Origin of the sequence: Streptomyces vilmorinianum, from assembly GCF_005517195.1 — a bacterium.
In the GTDB taxonomy this organism is placed as follows: domain Bacteria; phylum Actinomycetota; class Actinomycetes; order Streptomycetales; family Streptomycetaceae; genus Streptomyces; species Streptomyces vilmorinianum.
In genome coordinates this window covers 647,995-665,520 of the sequence record NZ_CP040244.1, presented here as the reverse complement: position 1 = coordinate 665,520, position 17,526 = coordinate 647,995, and the positions used below count along the sequence as shown (strand labels likewise).

The following is a 17,526-nucleotide window of genomic DNA, read 5'->3' as shown; positions in this document are numbered from 1 at the left end:
GCCTCTCGGAAGCCACTCCGAGCGGGATCAACCGGGCCAGACCACCGCCTGCAACTCGCTGTACGCGTGCAGGGCGTACGACCCCACGTCCCGCCCCACACCGCTCTTCTTGAACCCGCCGAACGGCGCCTCCATGTTCCGCCCGATCGTGTTCACCCCGACCCCGCCCGCCCGCAGCCGGGCCGCGATGCGGAATGCGCGGGCCACGTCCCCGGACCACACGTAGTCGAGGAGCCCGTAGTCGGTGTCGTTCGCGAGCGCGACGCCCTCCTCCTCGTCGTCGAAGGGGACGACCACGACGACCGGGCCGAAGATCTCCTCCCGCACCACCCGCATGTCGTTCGTACAGTCCGCGAGCAGGGTGGGGGCGACGTAGAAGCCCTTCTCGAAGCCGGCCGGGCGCTCCCCGCCCGCGACGACCCGCGCCCCTTCCTTACGGCCCAGCTCGATGTACGACTCCACCCGGTCGCGGTGGGCCGCCGAGATCACGGGACCGACGACCGTGCCGCGCGCCGTCGGGTCCCCGACCTTCAGATACGCCAGATAGCCGGCGAGCTTCTCGATCAGCTGCTCGTAGATCCCGCGCTGGGCGAGCACCCGGGTCGGGGCCGTACAGATCTGCCCGCTGTAGAAGGAGAAGGTCGTGCCGATGCCCATCACCGCGGAGTCGAGGTCGGCGTCGTCGAGGACCAGCGCGGCGCCCTTCCCGCCCAGCTCCATCAGCTGCCGCTTCAGGGACCGGCCGCAGACCTCGCCGATCGCCTGGCCGACGGCCGTCGAGCCGGTGAAGGAGACCATGTCGACGTCCGGGGAGTCGACGGCCGCCTCGCCGACGGCGGTCTCCGTGCCGGTGACGACGTTGACGACCCCCGGCGGGACCCCGGCCTCCTCCAGCGCGCGCGCCATGGCGTACACGGAGAGCGGGTCCTGCGGGGCGGGCTTCACCACGACCGTGTTGCCCATCGCGAGAGCCGGGGCGATCTTGCCGGCCGGATTGGCCCAGGGGTTGTTGTACGAGGTGATGCAGGTGACCACGCCGACCGGGCGGCGTACCGCCACCGCGCCGAAGACCCCGGCCTTCCCCATCGGGCCGGCTTCGTTGATCTGCGGGGGCAGTGCCTGCTCGACCGGCTCCAGGGCGCCGCGCGCGTACCGCCGGAAGCGGGAGGCACCGACGGCGACCTGCATCCCGCGCGCGGTACCGGTCGTGGCCCCGGTCTCGGCCTGCGCGAGGGCCGTGTTCGCCTCGGCGTCGCGGGCCATCAGGTCCGCGGCCCGGTCCAGGATCGCGGCGCGCTCCTCCGGTCTCGTACGGGACCAGGCGCCGAAGGCCGCGCGGGCGGCGGCGGCCGCCTCGTACACCTGGCGCCCGCTCGCCTCGGGCGCGAGGCCGACGACCTCCTCGGTGGCGGGGTTGATCACCTCGTAGTGCCCGGAGTCGGGCTCGACCCACTGCCCGTCGATGTACAGCTTCTCGGCCTTCACCTGGTGCTCACCGTCCTCGTGTCGCGCCCGGAGCGCAGGACCTTGCCCGGGATGGCGCCGGTCACCTGGTCGTCGCGGATGGTCTCCACGCCGTTGACGCGCACGGACACGACCCCGATCGCGCGCGAGTCGAGCCGGGGGCTGTCGCCCGGCAGGTCGTGCACGAGCGTCGCGGGGCCCGCGTCGATCCGCTCGGGGTCGAAGAGGACCAGATCGGCGTGGAAGCCCTCCGCGACCCGCCCGCGCTCGCGCAGCCCGAAGAGCCGGGCGGGGTCGTCGGTGAGCATCCGCACCGCCTGTTCGAGGGGGAGCAGCTTCCGGCCGCGCAGACAGTCGCCGAGGAAGCGGGTGGTGTACGGGGCGCCGCACATGCGGTCCAGGTGCGCGCCGGCGTCGGAGCCGCCGAGCATCACGTCCTCGTGCTCCCAGGTCTCGCGGCGCAGCGCCCAGGAGGCGGGGTCGTTGTCGGTGGGCATGGGCCACAGGACGGTCCTCAGGTCGTCGTTGGCGCAGATCTCGACGAGGCACTGGAAGGGGTCCTGGCCGCGTTCGGCGGCGATGTCGCTCACGACGCGGCCGGTCAGGCCCTCGTTCTCGCGGCTGTACGTGTCGCCGATGACGTACCGGCCGAAGTGCGCGAGGCGCCGGAAGACACCGGCCTCCTTGGAGTCGGCGCGCAGCAGCATCTCGGCGCGGACGGCCGGGTCGCGGAGCTTCGCGATCCGCTCGGGGACGGGGAGGGAGAGGATCTCGCCCCAGCCGGGGATGAGGTTGAGGGCGCAGAACGTGCCGAGCGACATGTTCATGGGGGTCAGGATCGGCATCGTGAGGGCGACGATCCGGCCGCCGGACTTGCGGGCGCGTTCGGAGGCGAGGAGCTGGCGCGGAACGCGTTCGGGGACGGCGGCGTCGATGGTGAGGACGTTCCAGTTGAGCGGGCGGCCCGCGGCGGCGGTCATGTCGACGAAGAGGTCGATCTCGTCGTCGGAGAACTGGTCGAGGCAGCCGGCGAGGATCGCCTCGATCTGGGTGCCCTCGTGTTCGCCGACGGCTCGGGAGAGGGCGATCAGCTCGGCGGGGGACGCGTGCCGGGAGGCGACGGGGGCGCCGTCGCCGTCGGAGTGGGTGGACGACTGGGTGGTGGAGAGCCCCCAGGCACCGGCGTCCATGGCGTCGTGGAGGAGCGCGATCATGCGGTCGAGCTGGGCGGGGGTGGCCTGCCCGCCGATGGCCTGGGGGCCCATCACGTACCGGCGCAGGGCGCAGTGCCCGACCATGAAGCCGGCGTTGACGGCGATCCGCCCTTCGAGGGCGTCGAGGTACTCGCCGAAGGACGACCAGGTCCAGTCGACGCCGTCCTCCAGGGCCTTGAGGGCCATGCCCTCGACCTTGGACATCATGCGGCGGGTGTAGTCGGCGTCCTCGGGCCGGTCGGGGTGGAGGGGCGCGAGGGTGAAGCCGCAGTTGCCGCCGGCGACGGTGGTGACGCCGTGGTTCATGGAGGGGGTGGCGAAGGGGTCCCAGAAGAGCTGGGCGTCGTAGTGGGTGTGGGGGTCGACGAAGCCGGGGGCGAGGACGAGGCCGTGCGCGTCCTCGGTGGTGCGGGCTGGGGTGTCGGCGCGGACGCCGTCGAGGACGACGCGCCCGTCCCGTATCCCGATGTCGGCGACGCGTGCGGGGGCGCCGGTGCCGTCCACGACGGTGGCGCCCTTGATCAGGTGGTCGAGCATGACGGTCCTTTCGGCACGTGGACTGCCCCGGCCGGGGGCCGCGCAGCCGGCCGCGGCTGCGAGGGCCTCCGACCGGGGCCGGTACGAGACGGCGATCCGGGAAGACACCGCCTCGCGCTCACTGCGGGCGGGGCTCCCCCACCCGGGGACGGGGGCCGCGGGGCCCCGGGCCCGTCAGGCGCCCGCGGCCTGGCGGAAGCGGGTCGTGCGGTGGACCGGGTCCGTGTCGATCTTGGGGATCACGTGCTCGCCGATCAGCTTGATCGTGGTCATCGTGTCCTCGTACGACACCCCGATCGGCAGCCCGAACGACAGCTGGTCCGCCCCCGCCTGCTCCCACCGCTTGCACTGCGCGAGCACCTCCCCCGGGTCCCCGCAGATCATCAGCTCCTCCGCGATCAGCAGCTCGATGATCTCCGCCGAGTACTCCGGCAGCAGCTCCGGCCACTCCGGGATCCCCTCCGGCCGCGGGAACGTGTCGTGGTAGCGGAAGAGCAGCGACTGCAGGTAGTTCAGCCCGCCCCCGACCGCGACCTCCACCGCCTTCTCGTGCGTCTCCGCGCAGATCGCCGTCGACGTCACCATCACGTTGTCGTTGACGAAGTCGCCGACCGCCTTCGCCTCCTTGATCGCCGTCTTGTACGACTCGACGACCCACTCCATGTCGGAGACCTTCTGCACGCTGAACCCCAGCACCCCGAGCCCCTTCTTCCCCGCCATCGCGTACGAGGACGGCGACCCGGCCGCGTACCACATGGCCGGGTGGGACTTCCCGTACGGCTTCGGCAGGACCTTCCGCGGCGGCAGCGACCAGTGCTTGCCCTGGAAGCCGACGTACTCGTCCTGGAGCCACATCTTGGGGAACTCGGCGATCGTCTCCTCCCAGATCTCCTTGGTGTGGTTCATGTCGGTGATGCCCGGCATGAACCCGAGGATCTCGTGGGAGCCCGCCCCGCGCCCCGAGCCGAACTCGAAGCGTCCGCCCGAGAGATGGTCGAGCATGGCGACCTTCTCGGCGACCTTGACCGGGTGGTTGACCGGGGCCAGCGGGTTGAAGATGCCCGAGCCGAGGTGGATCCGGTCCGTGGCGTGGGCGAGGTACCCGAGGTAGACGTCGTTCGCCGAGAGGTGCGAGTACTCCTCCAGGAAGTGGTGCTCGGAGGCCCAGGCGTACTTGAACCCGGACGCGTCGGCCTGGATGACGTACTCGGTCTCCTCCATCAGCGCCTTGTGCTCGGCCTCGGGATCGGTCTCGGCGCGCTTGCCGACGTATCCCTGTACGAAGATCCCGAATTCCAAGGGGGTTCACCGTCCTCGTCATCCTCGTCATTTCTGACGTACCGTCAGATTCTCGATGTGCCCGACTGTCGCACCGCACGGCGGGTGCGTCAATACCTGATGGAGCGTCAGAACAGCGCGACCCCCGCCAGCCAGCCGCCGTCGATGACGAACGGCTGCCCGGTGATGTACGCGGAGTCGTCGGAGGTCAGGAAGAGCGCGAGCGCGGCGACCTCCTCCGGCCGCCCGATCCGTCCGAGCGGCACCAGCTTCCGGTAGAGCTCGGCCGTCGCCGCCGGATCCACACCCTCCGGGTTGCTCATGGGGGTGTCGATCGCGCCCGGACAGACCGCGTTGACCCGGATCCTCTTGGCCGCCAGCTCCAGGGCCGCGACCCGGGTGAGCCCGAGCACCGCGTGCTTGGTGGCGGCGTAGGCGCCGACGCCCGCCATGCCCGTCACGCCCGTGTACGAGGCGGTGTTGACGATCGTGCCGCCGCCGGCCGCCTCGATCTCCGGCGCGACGGTACGGATCCCCAGGAAGCAGCCCACCTGGTTGACCCGCACGATCGCCTGGAACTCGTCCAGCGGCGTCGACACCAGCTCGTTGAAGCGGAGGATGCCCGCGTTGTTGACGAGCCCGTCGATCCGCCCGAAGCGCTCCTTGGCGGCGGCGACCGCACCCGCCCACTCCTCCTCGCTCGTCACGTCGAGGTGGACGTACGCGGCCCGCTCCTCCCCCAGCTCCTTGGCCAGCGCCTCGCCGAGGTCGTCGAGCACGTCGGCGAGGACGACCCGCGCCCCCTCGGCGGCGAAGAGCCGTGCCTCCTGCTCGCCCTGTCCGCGCGCCGCGCCCGTGACGACGACGACACGCCCGTCCAGCTTGCCCATGATCGGTCTCCTCAGTTCAGATGCGGGGCGACCTCTGCGGCGAACACCGCCATCTGGTCGGTGAGTTCGGTACGGCTCCGGGAGCGGAACCGCACCTGGATCTGGTCCACGCCCATCTCCCCGTAGGCGCGCAGCGAGGCCGCGAGGGCCTCCGGCTTGCCGGTCAGCGCCCGCCGGCCGACCTCCCAGCCGGGCTCGCCGACGTACAGGGGCTCGACGATCGCTCCGATCGTGACCGGGTCGGCGATCCCCGCCTCGGCGCGCAGCCGCTTCAGCCGGGCGATCTGCGCGGGAAGCCTGTCGCGCGGGTCACCCTGCGGCAGCCAGCCGTCGCCCCTGAGGGCGGCCCTGCGCACGGCGGCCGGCGAGGAGCCGCCGACCCAGAGCGGCACCCGCTCCTGCGCGGGCCGGGGCCGCTGCCCCAGGTCCTTGAACGCGAACCGCTCGCCCGCGTGCTCCGGGTACTCCTCGGGCCCGAGGGCGGCCCTCAGCGCGTCGAGCGTCTCGTCGAGCACGGCCCCGCGCGCGGCGAAGTCGACGCCGAGCGCCTCGAACTCCTCCTGGACGTGCCCGGCCCCGACCCCGAGGACCAGGCGACCTCCGGAGAGATGGTCGAGGGTCGCGTACGCCTTGGCGGAGACGAGCGGGTGACGCAGGCCGACGACGGCGACGTGCGAGAGCAGCCGGACGCGCTCGGTGGCGGCGGCGAGGAAGGAGAGGGTGGCGACCGGGTCGTACCAGACGGTGCTCATCGGCCCGGCGAGGCGGCGCGGGATGGCGACGTGGTCGCAGCAGGCGAGGTAGTCGAAGCCGGTGCGGTCGGCGACGCGGGCGATGTCGAGCAGGTCGGCGGGGCCGGCCGCGGCCTCCCAGGGCTCGGCGTAGATCGTGCTCTGCGACTGGACGGGGAGTTGCATCCCGTAGACGACCATGGCGACCCCTTTTGATCCGCGTCTCTGATCTGACGATCCATCAGGTACGAGCGACGGGGCTCATGCTCGTACCTGACGCTTCATCAGACAAGGGGCCGGACACACCTCAGGGAATCCAGAGCCCGTCCTCGGACAGACCGAGCAGCTCGATGGCGTTGCCGCGCACGATCCGTTCGACGACCTCCGGGTCCAGGTGTCCCATCTGGGCCTCGCCGACCTCCCGGGACTTGGGCCAGGTGGAGTCGGAGTGCGGGTAGTCGGTCTCGTACAGGACGTTGCCGACACCGATCGCGTCGAGGTTCCTCAGACCGAAGGCGTCGTCGAAGAAGCAGCCGTGGACGTGCTCGGCGAACAGCTCCGACGGCGGGCGCAGCACCTTCTCGGCGACGCCGCCCCAGCCGCGGTTCTCCTCCCAGACGACGTCGGCGCGTTCCAGGATGTACGGGATCCAGCCGATCTGCCCCTCGGCGTACATGATCCGCAGATTCGGGAAGCGCTCGAACTTGCCGCTCATCAGCCAGTCCACCATCGAGAAGCAGCAGTTGGCGAAGGTGATGGTGGAGCCGACGGCGGGCGGGGCGTCGGCGGAGGTGGACGGCATCCGGCTGGAGGAGCCGATGTGCATGGCGACGACGGTGCCGGTCTCGTCGCAGGCGCGCAGGAACGGGTCCCAGTAGTCGGTGTGGATGGACGGAAGGCCCAGGTGGGGCGGGATCTCGGAGAAGGCGACGGCGCGGACGCCGCGGGCGGCGTTGCGGCGGACCTCGGCGGCGGCGAGCTCGGCGTCCCACAGGGGTACGAGCGTGAGCGGGATCAGCCGGCCGGCGGCCTCCGGCCCGCACCACTCCTCCACCATCCAGTCGTTGTACGCGCGGACGCCGAGCAGGCCGAGCTCGCGGTCGGACGCCTCGGTGAAGGTCTGCCCGCAGAAGCGGGGGAAGGTGGGGAAGCAGAGCGCCGACTGGACGTGGTTGACGTCCATGTCGGCGAGCCGGTCGGGGACGGAGTAGGAGCCGGGGCGCATCTGCTCGTAGGTGATGACCTCGAGCCTGATCTCGTCCCTGTCGTAGCCGACGGCGGTGTCGAGCCGGGTGAGCGGCCGGTGCAGGTCCTCGTACACCCACCAGTCGCCGATCGGCCCGTCGTCGCCCCTGGCGCCCATGACCGGGGCGAACTTGCCGCCGAGGAAGGTCATTTCCTTCAGCGGGGCGCGGACGATACGGGGTCCGACGTCCCGGTACCTGGACGGAAGCCGGTCCCGCCAGACGTGGGGCGGCTCCACGGTGTGGTCGTCCACCGAGATGATCCTGGGGAAGGTGGGGAAGGTCGAGGACGTCGGGAAGGTCGAGGACGTCGGAAAGGTCGGGGAGGTCTCCATGCGTTTCACGGTAGCGCCGATCTGACGCCCCGTCAGCTAGCGGGATCCGGAGAGCTTGTGCAGACAGTCACCCGATGCTGACGCGCCCCCTCCGGACAAGGCAGACTGTCTTGGGCGAAACCAGCGGTACGGGCAGGGGGAGCTATGGACCGTGAGAACGGGCCGCGAGTACCGGAGCAGCGGGCTCCGCAGACAGGTCCCGGCGTTTCGGGCGGCGACCTGCGCTTCGGCGTGCTCGGCCCGGTGCGCGCCTGGCGGGACGGCAAGGCCCTGCCCTCCGGCTCGCCCCAGCAGCGGGCGCTGCTCGCCGCGCTCCTGATGCGCGACGGGCGCACGGCCACGGCCGCCGAGCTGATCGACGCCATCTGGGGCGACGAGCCGCCCTCGCAGGCGCTCGCGGCGGTACGGACGTACGCCTCGCGGCTGCGCAAGATCCTCGCCCCCGGGGTCCTGGTCAGCGAGTCCGGCGGCTACGCGATCCGTACGGACGCCTCCGCCCTGGACCTGAACGTGGCGCAGGAGCTGGCCGCCGAGGCGGAGAAGCTGCGGGCGGCCGGGGACCGCTGCGGGGCGCGCGCCCGGATCAACAAGTCGCTGGGCCTGTGGGACGGCGAGGCGCTCGCCTCCGTACCGGGGCCGTACGCGGAGACCCAGCGGGCCCGCCTGGAGGAGTGGCGGCTGCAGCTCCTGGAGACGCGGCTCGACATGGACCTGGAGGTCGGCGCGCACGCGGAGGCGGTGTCGGAGCTGACCGCGCTGACGGCGGCGCACCCGCTGCGGGAGCGCCTGCGCGAGCTGCTGATGCTGGCCCTGTACCGCAGCGGCCGGCAGGCCGAGGCGCTGGCCGTGTACGCGGACACGCGCCGGCTCCTCGCCGAGGAGCTGGGCGTCGACCCGAACCCGGAGCTGTCTCGGCTCCAGCAGCGGATCCTCCAGGCGGACGCCGAACTGGCCCGCCCGGCCGAGGAGACGGCCGCGCCGGCTCCCGCCGTGGCCCGGCCCGCCCAGCTCCCGGCCACGGTCCCCGACTTCACCGGCCGCTCCTCCTTCGTACGGGAGCTCGGCGACCGGCTGGCCACCGCCGAGGGTTCCGTGATGGCCGTCTCGGCGCTCGCGGGCATCGGGGGCGTCGGCAAGACCACGCTCGCCGTGCACGTGGCGCACGAGGCCCGGCCGCACTTCCCCGACGGCCAGCTGTACGTCGACCTGCAGGGCGCCGGGTCGCGCGCGGCGGCGCCGGAGACGGTCCTGGGCGCCTTCCTGCGCGCTCTCGGCACACCGGACTCCTCGATCCCGGACTCGCTGGAGGAGCGGGCGGCGCTGTACCGCTCGACGCTCGACGGCCGGCGGATCCTCGTCCTCCTGGACAACGCCCGCGACGCCGCCCAGATCCGGCCCCTGCTGCCGGGCACGGCGGGCTGCGCGGCGCTGGTGACCAGCCGGATCCGGATGGTGGACCTGGCGGGGGCGCACCTGGTGGACCTCGACGTCATGTCCCCGGAGGAGGCGCTGCAGCTGTTCACCCGGATCGTGGGCGAGGAGCGGGTCTCCGCCGAGCGGGAGGCCGCGCTCGACGTGGTCGCCGCCTGCGGGTTCCTCCCCCTGGCGATCCGTATCGCCGCCTCGCGGCTGGCCGCGCGCCGCACGTGGACGGTCGCGGTCCTGGCGGCGAAGCTCGCGGACGAGCGCCGCCGCCTGGACGAGCTCCAGGCGGGCGACCTCGCGGTCAAGGCCACCTTCGAACTCGGCTACGGCCAGCTGGAGCCCGCCCAGGCCCGCGCCTTCCGCCTCCTGGGCCTGGCGGACGGCCCGGACATCTCCCTTGCGGCCGCCTCCGCGGTCCTGGACCTGCCGCCCCAGGACACCGAGGACCTCCTGGAGGCCCTGGTCGACACCTCCCTCCTGGAATCCGCGGCCCCGGGCCGGTACCGGTACCACGACCTCGTCCGCCTCTACGCGCGTGCATGCGCGGAACGCGACGAGGAACCGCCGGCGGAGCGGGAGCGGGCGCTGTCGCGGCTGCTGGACTTCTACCTGTCGACGGCGGCCCGCGTGTACGCGATCGAGAGGCCGGGCGACCGCCTCGTCGACCACCTGGAGCCCACGGAGTACGAGGGCCTGACCTTCACGGACCGCCACGCGGCCCAGGACTGGCTGTACCGCGAGGCGAACTGCCTGCTGGCGTGCGTACGGCAGTCGGCGGGGGCGGAGGGGACGCTGCGGCGGGCGGTCGATCTGCTGTGGGCGTGCATCGACCTGGGCGAGTCGGGCGCCAACTCCAAGCAGTACGAGTCGGTGGCGGGGGCGCTGCGCGACGCGGCGCGCGGGTTCGGCGACGAGCACGCCGAGGGCCGCGCGTACATGAGCCTCACCAATGTCCGTACCCACACCGGGCGCTTCGACGAGGCCGATCGCGACGCCGCGCACGCGGCCCGCCTCGCGGCGAAGACCTCGGACCCCCTGACCCTGCCGTGGGCGGCCAACGCCCGTGGCATCATCGCGATTTACCAGACGCGGCAGGCCGACGGCGAGCAGTATCTGACCACGGCCATCGAGGGATTCCGCGCGGACGGAAACAGCCCCGGCGAGGCCAGCGCCCTGTGCAATCTCTCGCGGATCCACCTGGCCATGGGCCGTGTGGGCAGCGCGGTCTCCCTGGCGGAACAGGGCATCGCCATCTACGACTCCATGGGGCACTCGCTCCGCGGAGCGAACGGCCGCTACGCACTCGGCATGGCCCTGACCGAGAGCGGGCGGCACAGCGCGGGCGCGGAGGCGCTGCGCGAAGCCCTGGAGGTCTTCCGGGACAGCCGCCAGCGGCTGTGGGAGGGTATGACTCTCTTCCGGCTCGCGGAACTCGAACTGGCCGCCCGTCGGCCGGCACTGGCGGCGGCCTTGGCGGAGCAGGCGCTCGTGGTGCTCAGCGGCATCGGCGGGGAGTGGCGGCGGGGGAACGTTCTCACCGTGCTCGGCCAAGCCCTCGACAGCATCGGCCAACGCGGCCGCGCGCAGGCGTGCTGGCGCGAGGCGCTCGCGATTCACGAGACGCTCGACTCACCGGAGGCCGCGGCCATCAGGGCTCTGCTGACCCCTTCGGCCGCCGCTTAGGCGTCGCGGACTGCGCGTTCATCGAACGTTTATCGCCGACCGCCATGCTCTGTCCCATCGATCCGTCGCGTCGGGGGGCAGACGGGTCGCTGGTGAGGCCGTCGCTCCGACGCACTAGGGTGAGCGGCCCTGAGAGGCCCGTCCGGCCGTCCGCGGGGGAACAGCCGGACGGGCCCTACCGATCCGACTCCACCGCTCAGACAACGGAGGACCCATCATGACCGAGCCGACGAAGACCGACCCCGTCCTGAAGCCCCAGGACCAGCACGCCACCGGCACGGAGGAGAATTCGGTCACGACGCTGGACCAGCACGCGACCGGCGGCGACATCCGGACGCTGGACCAGCACGCGACCGGCGGCGACATCACGACCCTGGACCAGCACGCCACGTCCGAGCCGTTCAAGCCGACGCAGGGCTGAGCCTCCCTCGGGGGACGACCGCGGCGGCACCATCGGGGGAGTCGCCGGGGTCGTACCCGTCCGGAAGCCGGCCGCGCAGGCGCTCGGGGGACGTCCGCCGGAGCCGGGGGGGCCTGACGGACAGGGCGCGGCGCGCCGCGACCGGACGAACAAGACGGAGGGGCCGGGCACTTGCCCGGCCCCTCCGGCACGTCCCGACGCCGGTGCGCGCCCTCAGACCCCCCGGATCAGCACGTTCGGACCGCACAGCTTCCGCATGTCGTCCTCGTCCGAGGTGTAGAGCGTCACCCGGCCCCGCTGACGCCCCGCGATGACGGCGAGTGCCGCGTCGATTGCGTACTTGTGACCGTGCAGGCCGGCGCCCTTGAGGAGGCTGATCGCCGCGTCCGCGACATCCTCGGTGACGGGTTCGACCACGACACGGGAGAGGAACCACTTCCAGGCGGCGTACGGCACCTTGTCGTGGTACGCCTCGATCAGGGTCATGGAACTGGTCACCACGCGAATGCCGAGTTCATGGGCCATGACGATACGTCGGGCCATGACTCGGTCGCGCCGAGCGGCTCGCGAGAGGCCCTCGCAGTCCAGCACGTAGCAGCTCTCCGACATCAGGCGGCCTCAGCGCCCCGGGCGGCCTCGGCCTCCCGGGCCTCGCGCTCCTCGTGCCACTTCTCGATCTCACGGCGCTCCGCCTCGGCGGCGGCGAGTTCCTCTCCCGTAAGCGGCCCGCCGGGCTCCAGCATCCATGCGGCCAGCTCCCCCAGCCGGTCCTGCTCCCGCTGACGCTGTATGGCATGCGTGACGTACGCGCTGAAGCCGCCCGGGCCCACTTCCTTGCGGATCTCTTCCGCGAGCTCCTCCGGCAGGGTGACCGTGTACTTCTTCGTTGCCATACCAATTACCATACCATCACCGTGAGTGACCTGCGTCCTTCAGCGCGCGTACGAGCCGAGGCCCACCAGGCAGTACACGTACTCGTTCACGGTCGCCCCGTTGATCGTGTAGCGGTGGGAGAAGGCGTACTGCGTCTTCGGGTTGGCGTTGCAGCGGTTCAGGTCCGAGGTCAGGGGGATCGTCTGGATCACCCGGTAGTGCGCGTCGGACGCCGAGCAGGGGACCTCGTCGATGTCGCTGACGCTCTGCGCGGTCGTCGAGTCCGGGAGCGTGCCGTTGAGGCAGGTGCCCTTCGCGTACGGGTCCGGGGGCTCCGGTGTCGTCTCGGTGGGGGCCGGGGTGGTCGTCGTGGTGGCGGACGGGGTACGGGAGGAGGCGGTGGGTGAGGGGCGGGCCGTGGGGGTGCCGTCGTCGTCGGTGTCGTTCGTGAGGACGAGGGCGGCGATCACCGCGCCGAGGACCGCGAGCGGGACCAGGCAGCCGAGGACGCCGGACTTGCGTGACGGCGCCGGGCGTGTGGCCCCGGTGACGCGAACGCGCAGGAGGACGACGCCGTCGCCGAGGCGGGCCGGGACGAGGTCGCCGTCGCGGCAGGGCGGGATGGCGAGCTGGGCGGGCCCGGTGGGGGTCTGGACGGTGAGGACCACACCCGTGGCCGCCTGCTGCGGGGTGAGGGTGACGGGGACTTCTGGCGACGACACCGGCTGCTCCAGGAGGTGAGGAGGTGAGGATGCTGGGGTGGTCGTGCGACTGGTACCGCGTCATGTGACGTACGTGCGGGGGCAGTTGGTTGCAGAGGGGTATCGGTGTTCAGGCGCGGGCCCGCAGCTTCCCCTTGACCACCTTCCCGCTCGCGTTCCGCGGCAGCTCCCCCACGAACTCCACCTCCCGCGGCACCTTGTAGTTCGCCATCTCCCGGCGCGCCCACGCGATCAGGTCGTCCCCCGTCACCACCGAGCCCGGCCGCCGCACCGCGAAGGCCTTGCCCACCTCGCCGAGCCTGGCGTCCGGGATGCCGACGACCGCGACGTCCGCGATGTCGGGGTGCAGGCCCAGGAGTTGCTCGATCTCCGCCGGGTAGGCGTTGAAGCCGCCGACGATGAACATGTCCTTGATGCGGTCCGTGATCCGCAGGTTGCCCGCCTCGTCCAGGACACCCACGTCACCCGTGTGCAGCCAGCCGTCCGCGTCGACGGCGCGGGCCGTCTCCTCCTCGTCCTCGAAGTAGCCGCGCATCACGTGGTGGCCGCGCACCAGGACCTCGCCCGCCTCCGAGAGGCGGACCTCCGTGTCCGGGATCGGGCGGCCCGAGGTCGTCGCGATGACCTCCGCGGGGTCGCCCCTGCGGCACATGGTGACGATGCCGCTCGCCTCGGAGAGGCCGTACGCGGTGAGGACCGTGCCGACGCCCAGTTCGCCGCGCAGGCGCTCCACCAGCCGGAGCGGGACGACCGCCGCGCCCGTGACGACCAGCCGCAGGGCCGAGAGGTCGTACGAGGAGCGGGCGGGGTGGTCGAGCAGGGACTGGTGCAGGGTCGGCGGGCCCGGCAGCACCGAGATCCGTTCCGCCGCGATGTTCGCGAGGACCGTGTCCACGTTGAAGACGGGCTGCGGGACCATGACCGCGCCCCGCGTCAGGCAGGCGATGATCCCGGCCTTGTAGCCGAAGGTGTGGAAGAACGGGTTCACGATCAGATAGCGGTCGCCCTCCCGCAGGCCGGCGAGCTCCGACCAGACGTCGTAGCAGCGCAGGGTCTGGGCGTGCGTGATCACCGCTCCCTTCGGGGCGCCCGTCGTCCCCGAGGTGTAGATGATGTCCGAGGGATCCCCCGGGGAGATCGCGTCCGCCCGCGCGCGGACCTCCGCCTCCGGGACCGACTCGCCCTCCGCCAGGAAGTCCTTCCACGTCGTGTAGTCCTCGGGCGCCGCGTCCGCCAGCACCACCACCCGTTCCAGGTGCGGGAGTTCCACGCCCGCGCGGCGCAGCGACGCGACGTACGACGTCCCCAGGAACGTCCCCGTGATGAACAGCAGCTTCGCCCGGGAGCGCGCGAGCACGTACGCCGCCTCCGTGCCCTTGAAGCGGGTGTTCAGCGGGACGAGCACCGCGCCCGCCGTCACCGCCCCGAGCGCCGAGACGATCCAGTCCAGGGTGTTCGGTGCCCAGATCGCGACCCGGTCGCCCGCCCGGACCCCGGCCGCCATGCAGGCCGCCGCCGCGCGTTCGACGCGCTCGCCCAGCTCTTCGTACGAGACACGCGTACGGGTGCGGCCCTCGACGACCGCCTCAGCCGCCCCGTACCGCCGAGCCGCCCACCGCACCAGCCCGGCTATCGAGCCCCACTCCAGGTCACCGCGCATTGCCGCCCTCCCGTAGCTGACTATCCGTCAGATTAGCTGTAGCCTGACGCGCTGTCAGCAGTGAGGACGACCGAGGGGGTTGCCGTGCTCAAGGACCGCACAGCCATCGTCGGGATCGGACAGACACCCTTCGCGAAACAGCTGCCCGAGTCCGAGAAGGCCCTCGCCTGCCGGGCGATCCTCGCCGCCCTCGACGACGCCGGCATCGCACCCTCCGAGGTCGACGCCTTCGCCTCGTACACGATGGAGGAGACCGACGAGGTCGAGGTCGCCAAGGCCATCGGCGCCGGCGACGTCACCTTCTTCTCCAAGGTGGGGTTCGGCGGCGGCGGCTCGTGCGCGACCGTCGGGCACCTCGCCGCCGCCGTCGCCACCGGCCAGGCGAGCGTCGGGGTAGCCTGGCGGTCACGCAAGCGCGGCAGCGGGCCACGGCCCTGGAAGAACACCCGGGCACAGCTCCCGACCCCCGGACAGTGGACCCGGCCGTTCGGACTCCTGCGGCCCGCCGACGAGATCGGCATGCTCGCCCGCCGCTACATGCACGAGTACGGCGCCACCCGCGACCATCTCTTCAACGTCGCCCTCGCCTGCCGCAACCGGGCCAACCAGAACCCGGCCGCGATCATGTACGAGCGGCCGCTGACCCGCGAGATGTACATGACCGCCCGCTGGATCAGCGAACCCCTCTGCCTCTTCGACAACTGCCTGGAGACCGACGGGGCACTCGCCTGTGTGATCGTGAGCGCCGAGCGGGCGCGCGACTGCCGGCAGAAACCCGTGTACGTCCACTCCGCCGCCCAGGGCCTGCCCGCCCAGCACCACGGCATGGTCAACTACTGGAACGACGACCCGCTCTCGGGCCCCGCCTGGACCGCCGCCCGGCACCTGTGGAAACAGGCCGACTTCGGGCCCGAGGACGTCGACGTCGCCCAGATCTACGACGCCTTCACGCCCCTCGTGCCGCTCTCCCTCGAGGGCTACGGATTCTGCGGACGAGGAGAAGGCGCCGCGTTCACCGAAGGGGGCGCCCTGGAGATCGGCGGAAGGCTGCCCCTCAACACGGGCGGAGGAGGGCTGAGCGAGGCGTACGTCCACGGCTTCAACCTCATCAACGAGGGCGTGAAGCAGCTCCGCGGCTCCTCCACCGCCCAGGTACCGAACGCCTCCACCTGCCTGGTCACGGCGGGCGAGGGCGTCCCCACATCGGCGATCCTGCTGAGGAGTTGAGATGCTGACACCCGTGGTCGACGAGGACGGCGCGCCCTTCTGGGAGTACGCCGCCCGGGGCGAACTCCGCGTCCAGGCCTGTTCCGCCTGCGGGGAGCTGCGCTTCCCGCCCCGGCCCTGCTGCCCGCACTGCCAGTCCTTCGCGAGCGAGTGGCGCCGGATGTCCGGCCGCGGCCGGATCTGGTCGTACGTCCTGCCCCACCCGCCGCTGCTCCCCGACTACGCCGCCCAGGCCCCGTACAACGCCGTCGTCGTCGAACTCGCCGACGCGCCCCGCATCCGTCTCGTCGGCAACGTGGTCGCCGCCCCCGACGCCCCGCTCGACTCCGTCGATCCGGCGCGGCTGCGGATCGGGGCCGCGGTGAGGGTGGCGTTCACGGCGATCGACGGCATGGCCGTGCCGCGCTGGCTCCTGGAGCGCGGGTGAGCACCTCCGGCATCACCGTCGCCCACGACAAGGAGACCGGCGTCGCGGTCGTGACCCTCGACCGGGCCGAGAAGCACAACGCGATCACCGTGGAGATGGCCCGGCTGCTCTCCGACACCTGGCGTGCGTTCCGGTACGACGACTCCGTACGGGCCGTCGTCGTCACCGGCGCCGGAACGAAGGCCTTCTGCACCGGCATCGACCGCTCGGCCGCCACCGGGGTGCCGCAGCCGTCCTCCCCGTACACGATCGACGATCCGCTGATCGCCATCGGCCCCAAGGCGAACGACCTGTGGAAACCGGTCGTCGCCGCCGTGGAGGGCATGGCGTGCGGCGGGGCGTTCTATCTGCTCGGGGAGGCGGAGTTCCTCGTCGCCGGCGAGGAAGCGGTCTTCTTCGACCCGCACACCACCTACGGGATGGTCAGCGCCTTCGAGACGATCCACATGGCGCAGAAGATGCCGTTCGGGGAGGTGGCCCGCATGGCGCTGATGGGGACGGCCGAGCGGATCTCGGCCCGGCGGGCGTACGAGACGGGGCTCGTCTCCGAGCTGACCGCGCCCGGCGGCGCGCTGGACGCCGCCCGCGGGGCCGCCGCCGTCATCGCGGCGTACCCCACCGAGGCGGTCCAGGGCACGGTCCGGGCGCTGTGGTCGGCCAAGGAGGCCGCCCGCGCCCAGGCCCTCGCCCACGCGCCGCATCTGGTCACGCTCGGGAACCTGCCGCCGGAGCGTCAGGCCGAGCTGTTCACGAGGAGGGGGACGGGCTTCCGGACGCGGTAGGCGTGGCCGAGGCGTCCGTCCTGCGGACGTCGTACACCGCGCACTTCCTGACCTTGTCGACGAGCCTGGGGCTGTCCATCTTCACGTCGAAGACCTTCGACTCCCCCGGCCCGACCGTCACCAGCTCGTCCTTCGAGTCGACGAGGCCGTTCGAGGCGTCCTTGAACTCCAGGGTCACCCGGTACGTCTCGGTGAACGACCGGCGCGAGGTGATCCGCAGGGTCGCCGTGGTGTCCGCCTTACGGGCCGGCTTGCCCGCGCGCTTCCTCTGCGCGGGCTTCACGCAGTCCACGACCTCGACCTCCACGTCCGACGAGGGCGAGACGCTCGGCGTGGCGGGCTCGGTGGTGTAGTCGCTGCCGCTGCCACCGCCGCCCGAGCTGTCGTGGTCGTCGTAGTCGTCGTTCTGCTTCTTGGAGCTGGAGCAGCCACCGCCACCGTCGGAGTCGCTGCTCCTGCTCTTGCCGCTCTTGCCGCTCTTGCCGCTGCCGCTCTTCCCGCCGCTGCTGCTGGTCTGGAAGCCCGTCAGCGCGAGCACCACCACCGTGAGCGTCGCCGCGAGCTTGACGCCGCGACGCGCCGTCGCCGTTGCCATCCCGGCCCCTCCTGTCGT

The 17,526-nt window shown here is 72.0% G+C and carries 16 protein-coding genes; 5 read left to right on the top strand and 11 right to left on the bottom strand.

Features of this window, described 5'->3' with window-relative positions:
• Window positions 1-27 precede the first annotated feature (27 nt).
• The 6 genes from FDM97_RS03295 to FDM97_RS03270 form a co-directional block, all read right to left on the bottom strand.
• Complete coding sequence (locus tag FDM97_RS03295; RefSeq protein ID WP_137988768.1) at window positions 28-1,485, bottom strand: aldehyde dehydrogenase family protein; 1,458 nt, start codon at window positions 1,483-1,485, stop codon at window positions 28-30.
• Window positions 1,482-3,215, bottom strand: coding sequence for an N-acyl-D-amino-acid deacylase family protein (locus FDM97_RS03290; RefSeq protein WP_137988767.1), 1,734 nt, complete (start codon window positions 3,213-3,215; stop codon window positions 1,482-1,484). The genes FDM97_RS03295 and FDM97_RS03290 overlap by 4 nt, the downstream gene beginning before the upstream one ends.
• Before the next feature lie 174 nt (window positions 3,216-3,389).
• The gene (locus FDM97_RS03285) at window positions 3,390-4,514 is read right to left on the bottom strand and encodes an LLM class flavin-dependent oxidoreductase (RefSeq protein ID WP_137988766.1); all 1,125 of its coding nucleotides are present in this window, start codon (window positions 4,512-4,514) and stop codon (window positions 3,390-3,392) included.
• 107 nt (window positions 4,515-4,621) lie between these two features.
• Window positions 4,622-5,383, bottom strand: coding sequence for an SDR family NAD(P)-dependent oxidoreductase (locus FDM97_RS03280; protein ID WP_137988765.1), 762 nt, complete (start codon window positions 5,381-5,383; stop codon window positions 4,622-4,624).
• Window positions 5,384-5,394: 11 nt separating this feature from the next.
• On the bottom strand, window positions 5,395-6,315 hold the full coding sequence (locus tag FDM97_RS03275; protein ID WP_137988764.1) for an LLM class F420-dependent oxidoreductase: 921 nt from the start codon (window positions 6,313-6,315) through the stop codon (window positions 5,395-5,397).
• 106 nt (window positions 6,316-6,421) lie between these two features.
• On the bottom strand, window positions 6,422-7,693 hold the full coding sequence (locus FDM97_RS03270; RefSeq protein ID WP_137988763.1) for an amidohydrolase family protein: 1,272 nt from the start codon (window positions 7,691-7,693) through the stop codon (window positions 6,422-6,424).
• Window positions 7,694-7,837: 144 nt separating this feature from the next.
• Between FDM97_RS03270 and FDM97_RS03265 the strand changes: the two genes are divergently transcribed.
• A complete protein-coding gene (locus FDM97_RS03265; protein ID WP_137988762.1) occupies window positions 7,838-10,801 on the top strand; it encodes an AfsR/SARP family transcriptional regulator in 2,964 nt (987 codons plus the stop codon).
• A 217-nt stretch (window positions 10,802-11,018) separates the two neighbouring features.
• Window positions 11,019-11,222 (top strand): hypothetical protein, encoded by a 204-nt coding sequence (locus FDM97_RS03260; protein WP_137988761.1) that lies wholly within the window; start codon window positions 11,019-11,021, stop codon window positions 11,220-11,222.
• A gap of 213 nt (window positions 11,223-11,435) precedes the next feature.
• Here FDM97_RS03260 and FDM97_RS03255 read toward each other — a convergent pair whose 3' ends face one another.
• The 4 genes from FDM97_RS03255 to FDM97_RS03240 form a co-directional block, all read right to left on the bottom strand.
• Complete coding sequence (locus FDM97_RS03255; RefSeq protein ID WP_349775369.1) at window positions 11,436-11,765, bottom strand: hypothetical protein; 330 nt, start codon at window positions 11,763-11,765, stop codon at window positions 11,436-11,438.
• A 65-nt stretch (window positions 11,766-11,830) separates the two neighbouring features.
• The gene (locus tag FDM97_RS03250) at window positions 11,831-12,115 is read right to left on the bottom strand and encodes a ribbon-helix-helix domain-containing protein (RefSeq protein WP_137988759.1); all 285 of its coding nucleotides are present in this window, start codon (window positions 12,113-12,115) and stop codon (window positions 11,831-11,833) included.
• Window positions 12,116-12,154: 39 nt separating this feature from the next.
• On the bottom strand, window positions 12,155-12,817 hold the full coding sequence (locus FDM97_RS03245) for an LppU/SCO3897 family protein (RefSeq protein ID WP_137988758.1): 663 nt from the start codon (window positions 12,815-12,817) through the stop codon (window positions 12,155-12,157).
• A 109-nt stretch (window positions 12,818-12,926) separates the two neighbouring features.
• Window positions 12,927-14,477, bottom strand: a complete 1,551-nt coding sequence (locus tag FDM97_RS03240) for a FadD3 family acyl-CoA ligase (RefSeq protein ID WP_137988757.1) — start codon at window positions 14,475-14,477, stop codon at window positions 12,927-12,929.
• Window positions 14,478-14,561: 84 nt separating this feature from the next.
• On the opposite strand from FDM97_RS03240, the gene FDM97_RS03235 reads away from it, so the two are divergent.
• The 3 genes from FDM97_RS03235 to FDM97_RS03225 are packed head-to-tail and all read left to right on the top strand — an operon-like array spanning window position 14,562 to window position 16,913.
• Window positions 14,562-15,704, top strand: coding sequence for a lipid-transfer protein (locus FDM97_RS03235; protein ID WP_137988756.1), 1,143 nt, complete (start codon window positions 14,562-14,564; stop codon window positions 15,702-15,704).
• Window position 15,705: 1 nt separating this feature from the next.
• Window positions 15,706-16,131: a Zn-ribbon domain-containing OB-fold protein gene (locus FDM97_RS03230; RefSeq protein ID WP_137988755.1), complete on the top strand. Its 426-nt coding sequence runs from the start codon at window positions 15,706-15,708 to the stop codon at window positions 16,129-16,131.
• The gene (locus tag FDM97_RS03225; RefSeq protein WP_254705478.1) at window positions 16,128-16,913 is read left to right on the top strand and encodes an enoyl-CoA hydratase/isomerase family protein; all 786 of its coding nucleotides are present in this window, start codon (window positions 16,128-16,130) and stop codon (window positions 16,911-16,913) included. Before FDM97_RS03230 ends, FDM97_RS03225 begins: the two co-directional genes overlap by 4 nt.
• Here the strand turns inward: FDM97_RS03225 and FDM97_RS03220 are convergent.
• Entirely contained in the window at window positions 16,879-17,508 is a 630-nt protein-coding gene (locus tag FDM97_RS03220) for a hypothetical protein (protein ID WP_137988754.1), read from the bottom strand. The genes FDM97_RS03225 and FDM97_RS03220 overlap by 35 nt on opposite strands.
• Window positions 17,509-17,526: the final 18 nt, after the last annotated feature.